At 70.2% G+C, this 12176-nt stretch carries 8 protein-coding genes; 3 read left to right on the forward strand and 5 right to left on the reverse strand.

Annotated elements, in window-relative coordinates; all coding sequences use genetic code 11:
* Positions 1-95: 95 nt before the first annotated feature.
* The 4 genes from cydD to hisC all read right to left on the reverse strand — a co-directional run bounded on the left by cydD (position 96) and on the right by hisC (position 7757).
* On the reverse strand, positions 96-3704 hold the full coding sequence (gene cydD / locus QFZ58_RS18310) for a thiol reductant ABC exporter subunit CydD (protein WP_307125973.1): 3609 nt from the start codon (positions 3702-3704) through the stop codon (positions 96-98).
* Positions 3705-3752: 48 nt separating this feature from the next.
* On the reverse strand, positions 3753-4763 hold the full coding sequence (gene cydB / locus QFZ58_RS18315; protein ID WP_307125974.1) for a cytochrome d ubiquinol oxidase subunit II: 1011 nt from the start codon (positions 4761-4763) through the stop codon (positions 3753-3755).
* 18 nt (positions 4764-4781) lie between these two features.
* Entirely contained in the window at positions 4782-6290 is a 1509-nt protein-coding gene (locus QFZ58_RS18320) for a cytochrome ubiquinol oxidase subunit I (RefSeq protein WP_307125975.1), read from the reverse strand.
* Between the two features lie 384 nt (positions 6291-6674).
* On the reverse strand, positions 6675-7757 hold the full coding sequence (gene hisC / locus QFZ58_RS18325; protein ID WP_307125976.1) for a histidinol-phosphate transaminase: 1083 nt from the start codon (positions 7755-7757) through the stop codon (positions 6675-6677).
* Between the two features lie 459 nt (positions 7758-8216).
* Between hisC and QFZ58_RS18330 the strand changes: the two genes are divergently transcribed.
* The 3 genes from QFZ58_RS18330 (at position 8217) to QFZ58_RS18340 (ending at position 11567) form a co-directional block, all read left to right on the forward strand.
* On the forward strand, positions 8217-9329 hold the full coding sequence (locus QFZ58_RS18330) for a LacI family DNA-binding transcriptional regulator (protein ID WP_307125977.1): 1113 nt from the start codon (positions 8217-8219) through the stop codon (positions 9327-9329).
* Between the two features lie 159 nt (positions 9330-9488).
* On the forward strand, positions 9489-10562 hold the full coding sequence (locus tag QFZ58_RS18335; RefSeq protein ID WP_373428662.1) for a metallophosphoesterase: 1074 nt from the start codon (positions 9489-9491) through the stop codon (positions 10560-10562).
* A 183-nt stretch (positions 10563-10745) separates the two neighbouring features.
* Positions 10746-11567 (forward strand): hypothetical protein, encoded by an 822-nt coding sequence (locus QFZ58_RS18340; protein ID WP_307125979.1) that lies wholly within the window; start codon positions 10746-10748, stop codon positions 11565-11567.
* Positions 11568-11711: 144 nt separating this feature from the next.
* On the opposite strand, the gene QFZ58_RS18345 is transcribed toward QFZ58_RS18340, so the two are convergent.
* Positions 11712-12068, reverse strand: coding sequence for a DUF805 domain-containing protein (locus tag QFZ58_RS18345; protein ID WP_307125980.1), 357 nt, complete (start codon positions 12066-12068; stop codon positions 11712-11714).
* Positions 12069-12176: the final 108 nt, after the last annotated feature.

Here is a 12176-nt window from a genome sequence, read left to right on the forward strand (position 1 = left end):
CGCCCGGAACGCACCCGCCGCTCGCAACCGGACCGCATGCCCGGAACGCCCCCACCGCGCACGACCGCACCACCTGCGCCGAACGCACCCACCGCTCACGACCGCACCGCCACCGATCGCGGCGCGCTCCCCGCGGCAGCACTCTGTTCCCGCACCACCTCCGGGCCGCACCCCGCTCCGGCCCCGCTCCGTCCGGTGCCGACGCGTTCCCGTTCGCGGTCCAGCATGCGCCGCAGCGGGCCTTCCTGGGCTGCCAGAGCGGCGTAGGCCCCCCGCTGCACCACTCCGCCCCCGTCCAGCACCAGGACCTCGTCCACAGCATCCAGTCCGGCCAGCCGGTGCGTGATCAGTACGGTGGTACGCCCCCTGGTGGCGTCCAGCAGGTCCGCGGTCAGGGCGTCGGCCGTCGCCAGGTCGAGGTGCTCCGCGGGCTCGTCCAGCACGAGCACGGGGAAGTCGGCCAGGAGCGCGCGGGCCAGCGCGAGCCGCTGCCGCTGGCCTCCGGAGAGCCGGGCACCGTGTTCGCCCACCAGGGTGTCGAGCCCGTCCGGCAGCGACTGCGTCCAGTCCCGCAGCCTGGCCCCGGCGAGGGCGTCCCACAGCTCCTCGTCCGTCGCCCCGACGCGGGCGAGCCGCAGGTTCTCGCGGATGGAGCTGTCGAAGACGTGGGCGTCCTGGGCACACAGCCCGACGAGCCCGCGCACCGCGTCCCCGTCCAGCTCCGCCGCCTCGACACCCCCGAGGTGGTAGCTCCCCTCCCGGGCGTCCAGGAAGCGGAGCAGGACCTGCGCAAGCGTCGTCTTCCCCGAACCGGACGGACCGACGACAGCCACCCGCCGGCCCGGGAGCAGAGTCAGATCGACGGAGTGGAGGGCGTCACGCTCCGCACCGTCGTACCGGGCCGACAGCCCCCGTACGACGAGTGGGAACGGCGCGTCGGGAGCCTCGGCCGGTGTGGCGGGCTCCTGCACCGGTACGGGAGCGTCCAGGACCTCATAAACCCGCTCCGCGCTGCGCCTGACCCGCTGGCGGTACTGGACCGCGAGCGGCAGACCCGTCACGGCTTCGAAGGCCGCGAGCGGAGTGAGGACCACGACGGCGAGCTCCACACCCGCCAGCCGCCCGTCGTACACCGCAGGCAGGGCGACGACCGCCGCGCCCACCACGGTGAGCCCGCAGATCAGCGCGGAGAGCCCGCCGCCGAGGGCGGTCGCGGTGGCGGCACGCGAGGCGATCCGGGTCAGCACCGCGTCGGCCGCGCGTACCCGCTCCTTGCGTGCGGGCAGCGCGCCCGCGACGGTCAGCTCGGCCGTTCCGCCGAGCAGGTCGGCGACCCGCACCGCCAGCGCGGCCCGTGCGGGCGACAGCCGGCGCTCCGCGTGCCGGGCGCAGGCGCCGGTCACCAGAGGCGCCCCCACACCCGCGAGGAGCAGCCCGGCGGCAAGGACCAGACCTGCCTGGGGGAGCAGCCAGCCGGTGAACCCCACGGCTCCCGCCCCGACCAGGAACGCGGTACCCACGGGCAGCAGCCAGCGCAGCCAGTAGTCCTGCAGCGCGTCCACGTCGGAGACGAGCCGGGACAGCAGGTCTCCGCGCCGCGTCGTCCGCAGGCCGGCGGGCGCGATGCGCTCGAGCCCGCGGTACACGGCCACCCTGAGCTCGGCGAGCATCCTGAGCACCGCGTCGTGGGACACGAGACGCTCGGCGTAACGGAACACCGCCCGGCCCATTCCGAAGGCGCGCGTCGCGGTGACGGCCACCATCAGGTACAGCACCGGGGGCTGCTCGGAGGCACGGGAGATCAGCCAGCCGGAGACCGCCATGAGACCGACGGACGACCCCACGGCCAGGCTGCCCAGCAGCAGTGCCAGGACCAGCTTCCCGTGCCGGGCCCCGGCGGCCTTCCGCGCCCGTGCGAACACCCGTCGGCCCGCACCCGAGGGCGCGTCCGCCGGTGCCCCGTACTCCCCCGCGTCCGTCGGCTCGCCCGGGGCCTGCGTACCCGGAGCGCTCCTGGGTTCAGGATCGATCACCGCGGGCACGGGCACCTGCGCCGGCCGGCCCCCGGCTTCCCGGGGCTCCAGCGACACCACCCGGTCAGCGACCGCCAGCAGAGCCGGCCGGTGAACGACCAGCAGGACGGTGCGCCCAGCCGCCAGCCGCCGTACGGCGTCGACGATGCCGGCCTCCGTCTCGCCGTCCAGACCCGCCGTCGGTTCGTCGAGCAGCAGCAGCGGCCGGTCGGCGAGGAAGGCCCGGGCCAGGGCCAGCCGTTGCCGCTGGCCTGCGGAAAGCCCGGCGCCGTCCTCGCCCAGCTCCGTTCCTGTTCCATCCGGCAGGGCGGCCACGAAGTCGTGCGCGCCTGCCTGCCGGAGTGCCGTCGCGACCGCGTCGTCGTCCGCCTCGGGGCGGGCCAGCCGTACGTTCTCCGCGATCGTTCCCGCGAAGAGATGGGGCCGCTGCGGCACCCAGGCGATCTGCTCGCGCCAACGTTCGGGGGAGAGGTCGCCCAGGTCCGTCCCACCGACCCGTACCTGCCCCTCGTCCGGCACCGCGAAGCCCAGGACCACGTCCAGCAGTGTGGACTTGCCGATACCGCTGGGCCCCACCAGGGCGACCGTCTCACCCGGCTCCACCACGAGGGAGGCCGTGTCCAGCGACGGAGCGAGGCGGCCCCGGTGCCTGACCGTCACGCCCTCCAGCTCCAGTCGCAGCGATGACGGTACTTCCTCGGTACCGGCAGCCCTGGGCTCTGTCTCCAGTACGGCGAAGATCTCCTCGGCAGCCGAGAGTCCTTCCGCTGCCGCGTGGTACTGCGCCCCGACCTGACGGATCGGCAGGTAGGCCTCAGGCGCCAGAATCAGGACCACCAGTCCCGTGTACAGGTCGAGTTCACCGTGGACGAGCCGCATGCCGATCGTGACGGCGACCAGCGCGACGGAGAGGGTGGCGAGCAGTTCCAGGGCGAAGGACGAGAGGAACGCGATACGAAGGGTCTTCAGCGTGGCCCTGCGGTACTGCGAGGTGATGGTGCGGATGGACTCGGCCTGCGCCTTGGCCCGCCCGAACACCTTCAGGGTCGGGAGCCCGGCGACCACGTCGAGGAAGTGCCCGGACAACCGCGACAGGAGTTGCCACTGACGATCCATGCGGGACTGGGTGGCCCAGCCGATGAGGATCATGAAGAGCGGGATCAGTGGCAGCGTCACCACGATGATCGCTGCCGACACCCAGTCCTCGGTGACGATTCTGGCCAGGACGGCCACCGGCACGACGACCGCGAGCCCGAGCTGGGGAAGGTAGCGGGAGAAGTAGTCGTCGAGAGCGTCGACACCCCGAGTGGCCAGAGCCACCACCGACCCGGTGCGCTGGGTGCTCAGCCAGTCGGGACCGAGAGCGGCAGCCCGCTCGATGAGCCGGCCGCGCAGTTCGGACTTGACCGCCGCACTCGCCCGGTACGAGGCGAGTTCGGTCAGCCAGGCCACAAGGGCCCGTCCCGCTGCCACCGCTGCCAGCAGCATCAGCGGTGTGCGAAGCCCGGCGACGGTCAGCCCGTCCTCGAATCCGCCGACCACCACCTCCGCGAGGAGCATGGCCTGAGCGATCACCAGGGCCGCGCCGACCAGGCCGAGGGCCACCACGGCCGCCAGGAAGAAACGGGTGGCACGCGCATACCGGAGCAGGCGCGGGTCGATCGGTTTCACGTGAAACAGCTCCCCAGAGTGCTCATGTGGTCAATCCGCCGGGTGCGTTCAGTGGGTGGAGTGCGCGTCGGCTATGTGCTGCGTACCGATGCGCTTGCGGAACACCCAGTAGGTCCATCCCTGGTAGAGCAGGACCACCGGGGTGGCGATGCCCGCGCACCACGTCATGATCTTGAGGGTGTAGGGACTGGACGACGCATTGGTGACCGTGAGATTCCAGGCGTCGTTCAGCGAGGACGGCATCACGTTCGGGAAGAGTGTGAGGAAGAGCATCGCGACCGACGCCGCGATGGTCACCCCGGACAGCGCGAACGACCAGCCCTCGCGACCCAGTGCGATGGCACCGATCGCTGCCGCCAGCGACACCGCGGCGACGACCAGTGCCAGCAGGCTCAAGCCGTCGCCGTTGTCGGCCTGGGTCCGGATGAGGAAGGCCAGGGCGAGCACGGCCGCGACGGGACCGGTCTTCAGCGCCAGCTTGCGCGCCCGCTCCCGGATGTCCCCGACGGTCTTGAGCGCGGCGAAGACCGCGCCGTGGAAGGTGAACAGGAACAGCGTGACCAGACCGCCCAGGAGGGCGTACGGGTTGAGCAGGTCCCCCACGTTGCCGACGTACTCCATGTCCGCGTCTATCTTCACGCCGCGGACGATATTGCCGAAGGCCACCCCCCAGAGCACGGCAGGGATGAGCGAGGTCCAGAAGATCGCGTGTTCCCAGTTGGTCTGCCAGCGCTCCTCGGGCCGCTTGGCGCGGTACTCGAAGGCCACACCGCGCACGATCAGGCAGAAGAGGATGAGCAGCAGCGGCAGGTAGAAGCCGGAGAAGAGCGTGGCGTACCACTCCGGGAAGGCCGCGAAGGTCGCACCGCCGGCGCTGAGCAGCCACACTTCGTTCCCGTCCCAGACGGGCCCGATCGTGTTGATCAGGACCCGCCGCTCCTTGCGGTCACGCGCCAGCAGCTTGGTGAGGACGCCGATGCCGAAGTCGAATCCCTCCAGAAAGAAGTAGCCAATCCACAGGACGGCGATGAGCACGAACCAGACGTCGTGGAGTTCCATCTCTCAGCTCCGCTGCTCTCAGTAGGAGAAGGCCATCGGCCGGTCGGCGTCCTGGTCATGGCCGCCGATCCTGGTGGGTGGGTTCAGGTCGGCCTCGGTGAGCTCGGGCGGTCCGGCCTTGACGTACTTCAGGAGCAGCCTCACCTCGATCACTGCCAGCACCGCGTACAGAGCGGTGAAGACGATCAACGAGGTGATGACCTCGCCCTGTGATACGCCGGGGGAGACCGCGTCCCGGGTCTGGAACACCCCGTAGACCACCCAGGGCTGGCGGCCCGTCTCGGTGAAGATCCAGCCCCACGAGTTGGCGATCAGAGGGAAGAGCATGGTCCAGAGGGCGGTGATCCAGTAGAGCCTGGTGAGCTTCGGGCTCAGCGCCGAGTTCCTGAAGAGCACCAGATGCGGCACTTCGTCCTCACCGGTACGCAACGCCGGCGGCAGCATGAACCTCTTGCGCGTCAGCCACAGACCCAGCATGCCGAGCGTGAAGGACGCCATTCCGAAGCCGATCATCCAGCGGAAGCTCCAGAAGGCCACCGGGATGTTGGGCCGGTAGTCGCCCGGGCCGTACTTCTCCTGCTCGGCCTTGTTGATGTCGTTGATGCCGGGGATGTACGAGGTGAAGGTGTCGTCCGCGAGGAAGGACAGCACTCCGGGGATCGAGATCTCCACGGTGTTGTGTCCCTCGGCGACGTCTCCTACCGCGAAGAGGGAGAAGGGCGCTCCGTCCTCGCCCTCCCACAGGGCCTCGGCCGCTGCCATCTTCATGGGCTGCTGCTTGAACATCACCTTGCCGAGCACGTCGCCGCTGACGGCGGTGAGCATTCCGGCGACCACCACGGTGACCAGCCCGAGCCGGAGCGAGGTCCGCATCACCCGGATGTGCTTCCTGCGCGCCAGGTGGAAGGCGGCGATGCCCACCATGAAGGCGCCGCCGACGAGGAAGGCCGCCGTGATCGTGTGGAAGAACTGGGCGAGCGCCGTGTTCTGGGTGAGCACGTGCCAGAAGTCCGTGAGCTCGGCACGGCCGCGCTTCTCGTTGATGCGGTACCCGACCGGGTGCTGCATCCAGGAGTTGGCCGCCAGGATGAAGAACGTCGACAGGACGGTGCCGATGGAGACCATCCATATGCAGGCGAGGTGGATCTTCTTCGGCAGCTTGTCCCAGCCGAAGATCCACAGCCCGATGAAGGTGGACTCGAAGAAGAACGCGATCAGCGCCTCGAAAGCGAGCGGGGCACCGAAGACGTCACCGACGAACCGCGAGTAGTCGGACCAGTTCATGCCGAACTGGAACTCCTGCACGATGCCGGTGACCACGCCCATGGCGATGTTGATCAGGAACAGCTTGCCCCAGAACTTCGTGGCCCTGAGGTACTTCTCGTTGTCCGTGCGCACCCAGGCGGTCTGCAGCCCCGCGGTGAGCGCTGCGAGGGAAATCGTCAGTGGGACGAACAGGAAGTGGTAGACGGTGGTGATGCCGAACTGCCATCGCGCCAGGGTCTCTGGTGCCAGAGCTAGGTTCACGCCCTTTTCTCCTTGCGTCGCCGTGATCACAGCCGCAGCCCGCCCGTCCAATCCCACCGATCATGGGAGGAAACGGGACGCGCTTGTGAACGCGTTCACATTCACAAGCAATTATGGCGCACGTACTTTCGAGCGTGTCGACGGGGGGTGGTTTTCGGCCGGACGGCGAGCCGGACCCCCACCGGCCGGCAGACGTGACGCGACCGCACAGGCTGCGGGACCCCGGCCGGAAGCGGCCGGACACCGCCTCACCGGGCCCGCCGGGCCCGGTGAGGCAGCACGGAGACGCCGGTGGCCCCCGACCTCAGCCATCGAGGTCGGGGGCCACCGGCGGACGCACGGGCCGGAACCGGCGCCGTTCCCGCCCCGCGGGGGTGACCGCGCCTACAGCCCCTCCCGGTACGACGCCGCCACCTGGAGGAACACGTCGTTCGCCTCGGTCTCCCCGATCGTGACCCGCACACCCTCGCCCGCGAACGGCCGGATCACCACGCCTGCCCGCTCACACACCGCGGCGAAGTCCGACGTGCGGTCCCCGAGCCGCAGCCAGACGAAGTTGGCCTGGGAGTCGGGGACGGTCCAGCCCTGCCCTACCAGCCCCTCGTGGACACGGATGCGTTCACAGACCAGCGAGCCGACCCGCCCCAGCAGCTCGTCCTCCTGGCGCAGCGAGGCGACCGCGGCGTCCTGGGCGACCTGGCTGACACCGAAGGGCACTGCCGTCTTGCGCAGCGCCTCCGCCACCGGTTCGTGCGCCACCGCGAAGCCGACCCGCAGGCCGGCCAGCCCGTACGCCTTGGAGAAGGTCCGGAGCACCGCCACGTTGGGCCGGTCCCGGTAGAGCTCGATGCCGTCCGGCACCTCGGGGTCCCGGACGAATTCCTTGTACGCCTCGTCGAGCACCACCAGCACGTCTCCCGGCACCCGGTCCAGGAACCGTTCCAGCTCCGCCCTGCGCACCGCCGTCCCGGTCGGGTTGTTCGGGTTGCAGACGAAGATCAGCCGCGTGCGGCCGGTGATCGCCTCGGCCATGGCGTCGAGGTCGTGCACGTCTCCGTCGGTCAGGGGCACCTTGACCGACGTGGCACCGCTGACCTGGGTGATGATCGGGTAGGCCTCGAAGGAGCGCCAGGCGTAGATGACCTCGTCACCAGGGCCCGACGTCGCCTGGAGCAACTGCTGAGCGACCCCGACCGAGCCGGTGCCGGTGGCCAGGTGGGAGACCGGCACACCGAATCGGTCGGACAGCTCGTTCACCAGGCCGGTGCAGGCCGTGTCCGGATACCTGTTGAAATGCGCGGCCGCGGCGAGCGCCGATTCCATCACGCCCGGCAACGGGGGATACGGGTTCTCGTTGGAGGACAGCTTGAAGGCAACCGGTCCGTCCGCTGCCGCCGCCGGCTTCCCCGGTACGTACACAGGGACGCCGTCCAGCTCGGCGCGCAACTTGGGGCTCGTCTCGCTCACCGTAGGTCCTCCTTGACCATCCGCTCACATCAATACTGCTTACCTTATGAGGATTGGGCCTCTCTGCGAACGGCCCCGCCCGAATCGCCCCCGCCCGCGACGGTCCGGCCCGGAGGCAGGCCGCCACCGCGGGCCGGAGCCGCCCGAGGGAGCACCCGACGGAGCCGCCCGACGGGTGCCGCGGCCCGCCGGGAGGAGGGGGAGCGCCGGGGCCACCGACGCACGCCGGTGGCTCACGCCCTGGCGCGCGTCCCCCGTAGAGGTGAGTTGAGACCTCTACGAGACATGGACCATTCGGCAGGTACGTGCGCACGGGGACCGGCCACATGCATGCCAGATCCCCTAAGTACCTTTATTTGCGCGGCATTTGGTCCCCTACGGCCTTGCAGAAACGTGCCTGTCAACGTGTGCATATGCGTCCGGCCCGACCCACCCTCCGAGCCCTACTATCGGCTCGCTATGACAGCAGCAGGGAAGCACCAGGTGAGCCGGGCACAGACGCCCCGGCGCAATGGTCGGCCGGGACGGGCGGGCATCCGGGATGTGGCCGCCGCAGCCGGGGTCTCCATCACGACCGTCTCCGACGCGCTCAACGGCAAGGGCAGGCTCCCGGACGCCACCCGCCGCCATGTCCGCGAGGTCGCCGAACGGCTGGGCTACCGCCCGTCCGCCGCGGCCCGAACCCTCCGTACCGGCAGGTCAGGGCTCATCGGCCTGACCGTGACCACGTACGGGGATGAACCTTTCACCTTCACCGAGTTCGCGTACTTCGCGGAGATGGCGAGAGCCGCCACCTCGGCGGCGCTCGCCCGCGGCTACGCCCTCGTCATCCTGCCCGCGACGTCGCGGCACGACGTCTGGTCCAACGTCGCCCTCGACGGGACCGTGGTCATCGACCCCTCGGATCAGGACCCGGTGGTCACCGAGCTCGTACGCCAGGGACTGCCCGTCGTGTCGGACGGCCGGCCCGCCGGGACGCTGCCGGTCACGGCCTGGGTCGACAACGATCACCGGGCAGCCGTGCTCGATCTCCTCGACCATCTGGCCGCGGCAGGCGCCCGGCGCATCGGCCTGCTGACCGGCACCACCACCGACACGTACACCCGTCTCTCCACCACCGCCTACCTCCATTGGTGCGAGCGGGTCGGCCAGGACCCTGTGTACGAGTCCTATCCGGCTCATGACCCCTGCGCGGGCGCCGTCGCCGCCGACCGCCTCCTCGCCCGGCCCGACCGCCCCGACGCGGTGTACGGCCTCTTCGACCCCAACGGGACCGATCTGCTCGCCGCAGCCCGCCGCTACGGCTTACGGGTCCCCGAGGACCTGCTCCTGGTCTGCTGCAGCGAGTCCACCGTGTACGCGGCGACCGAACCACCCATCACGACGCTCTCCCTCAAGCCGCGAAGGATCGGCACGGCAGTCGTGCAGCTCCTCATCGACGCCATCGAAGGGGTCGAACACGACGGTCCCCTGGAGCAGGTGATACCGACGGAACTCATCGTCCGGACGTCCTCGCAGCGGCGTCCGCCCCGCACCACGGTCAGCGCTCCTCGCTCGCCCGCCGGGGATTGATCGCCTCAATCCGGACCAAACGGTCGGTGAACCACGTGTCGGCGCGGATTCACCACCCCTGGTGCGACACACAGCACGATCCGCATTCCTATGATGGGCGCACGACACCGCGGACCACCCCTACCAGGCAGGGCCCGTCAGGTGTACGGCGGCGCAACGGTGGTGGAGGGGTCGATGACTCAGGGGGCCGGTCAGGAACCCGTGGTGCGGACAGCGACGTTGCGTGACTTCCGCGTACCGCCGTATGCGCAGGTGCCGATGCCCCCGCCGTCGCCCCATCCCGGCAATGCCATGGCGGGCGGCGAGCTGCCGGAGGGGTACACCCCCACCGAGCGCGATCTTCCCGTCATCAACCGCGGCGACACACTCCAGGTGCAGACAGCCGCGGAGCCGGTCTCCGCAGCCGACGCGCCACGCGGACCGCTGTACGTCGTCGGTGACGTCCACGGATACCTGGACGAGCTGCTGGCCGCGCTCGGCGAGCAGGGACTCGTCGACGCCGACGGCCACTGGGCCGCGGGCAACGCACGGCTGTGGTTCCTCGGCGACTTCACCGACCGCGGGCCTGACGGGATCGGAGTCATCGACCTGGTCATGCGGCTCTCCGCCGAGGCCGCGGCGGCAGGCGGCTACTGCAAGGCCCTCATGGGCAACCACGAGCTCCTGCTCATCGGCGCCAAGAGGTTCGGTGACACCCCGGTGAACTCGGGCGCCGGAACCGCCACCTTCCAGGCCGCCTGGCTGCTCAACGGCGGACAGAAGACGGACATGGAGCGGCTCCAGGACGTCCACCTGCAGTGGATGGCCCGTCTCGACGCGGTCGTCGAGGAGGACGGCCACCTGCTCATGCACTCCGACACGACGGCCTACCTCGACTACGGATCCACCATCGAGGACGTCAACGACACGGTCCACGCCATTCTGACGCGGCATGACGCCGACGAGTGCTGGGACCTCTTCCGCAAGCTCACCAGGAGGTTCGCCTTCCGGGACGGGGGCGGGGCGGAGGCCGTGCGAGAGCTGATGTCGACGTACGGCGGCCGGCGGGTCGTCCACGGCCACAGCCCGATTCCCTACCTGCTCGGCGAGGTCGGGTCGGAGGACGGCGAGAACAGCGAGCGCACCGTGGTCGACGGTCCGCACGTGTACGCCGACGGGCTGGCCATCGCCATGGACGGCGGAGTCACCATGGCCGGAAAGCTGCTGGTCGTGCAACTACCCCTGCATGACTGACGACCGCCGCGGGAAGACGCATGTCCGCCTGACGCCGCCGCCTGCTGGGCCTATTTCCGGAAACCCCCTGTCACCCTGTGCCGTAGTCGCTCTACCATCGGCGTATCAGTAGCAGGCTCTCCTCCGTTTCCGCCCGATCGCCCGGCCCCACGCGGCCGATCAGGCCCTACGGAGCATCGGGGGATGCACATGAACAGCGCTCCGCACCTGCTGGCCGAGGACCGACCCGAGTACGAGCGGATCCTTGCCGACGCCCTGCGCCATGCCCACGAACGCCCTGACCTGGACGGCGTCGGGGACCGGCTGAACGCGGAACAACTGCGGACGATGGCGCTCGACGCGACCGCCCTGATCACCTCGGCGGCAGCCACCGAGTACGAGCACTACGTCAAGGCCCGGGGTGAGCTGCGCGGTCCGGCCGCCTCGTCGCCGGAGCCCGTACTCGGCCGGACTCCCGACGAGACGGACCGTACGGGTGCGGGAACCCTGGCGGTGATCACCGCACTGGCCCCCGTTCTCGCGGGGACGGCAGCCCTGATATTCCTGCTGGTCGGCTACCTCCTGAAGGCGTTGAGCCCCTCTCTGGCCTTCGCCGCCACGATGGTCGCCGCCGGGTGGTTCTTCGCCGCGGTCGCCGCCGCGGCCATCCTGATCGCCGCGATCGGGCTCCTCGTCACCGCCCTGCGCAACGGTGCCACGGCACTGCCGGCGCTGGACGAGGGCGACGGACTCCCCGAGGAAGTGGCACGCGCCAGGGAGGCCTGGCGCCACGCCCTGCTGGAGCGCGGCATCCTGCCCTTCCTCCGGGACGCCCTGGCCGACCCGACGGCGGGGCCCGCCGCGCGGACTCCGCACCGGTCGGCCAACCGCATCCCGAAGATGGGCTACAGCCGGCCGCACTTCTCCGGTCCCCAGGACGGCCCGTCCGCCGGACCACGGCCGACCTTCACCAGTCCCGACTTCACCAGTCCGGACTTCGGCGGTCCCGAGCACCAGCCGGAGTGATCCGGCCCGCCCTACCCGCCGTGCGGCCCGCGCCGCCCGCGCCCCGCCGTCTCGCGCCCGTCTCCCGGCACGGCAGAGGCCGGGCGGCTCGCTGCCGGCCCGGCCTCCCGTCACTGCTCGGCGCGCCCCTGTCGGAGCACGCCATCAGATCGCCTGCGGAGCCAGCTTCGGGTCGGCGCCGTACTCGTTCGTCCCACGGGCACCCTCGGTGCACATGAAGACGAGCAGGATGATGCCGCCCACGAGGGGGACGAACGTGATCAGGAACCACCAGCCGGACCGGCCGGTGTCGTGCAGACGGCGGACGACCACGGCGAGCATCGGGATCAGCACCGCGACGATGTAGATGATGTACGGGATCTGGGTCTTGAGGGCCGCGCCGATGGCGACCAGCACCACGGCCACGATGAAGTTGAAGAGTACGAACATCCAGTACTCCTTGCGGCGCGCACGCCCGCTGAATCCCGCGTAGTTCTTGAGTACGTTCAGGTACCAGTTCACTGTGCTTCCCTCCCCTGGCGCCCCCGGTCGGGACGCACACACTTTCGGCCAAGCACAGCGGAACATAAAGCACAGATAAGGATGCGGTCAACAGCCTTTGGCTCCCTG

Origin of the sequence: Streptomyces sp. B1I3 (assembly GCF_030816615.1) — a bacterium.
Classification (GTDB): domain Bacteria; phylum Actinomycetota; class Actinomycetes; order Streptomycetales; family Streptomycetaceae; genus Streptomyces.

Bases quoted from the DNA above. Each gene is read 5' to 3' on its own strand.
- cydB (WP_307125974.1), bottom strand. From the start codon at position 4,763: ATGGAACTCCACGACGTCTGGTTCGTGCTCATCGCCGTCCTGTGGATT.
- QFZ58_RS18330 (WP_307125977.1), top strand. From the start codon at position 8,217: ATGACAGCAGCAGGGAAGCACCAGGTGAGCCGGGCACAGACGCCCCGG.
- QFZ58_RS18340 (WP_307125979.1), top strand. From the start codon at position 10,746: ATGCACATGAACAGCGCTCCGCACCTGCTGGCCGAGGACCGACCCGAG.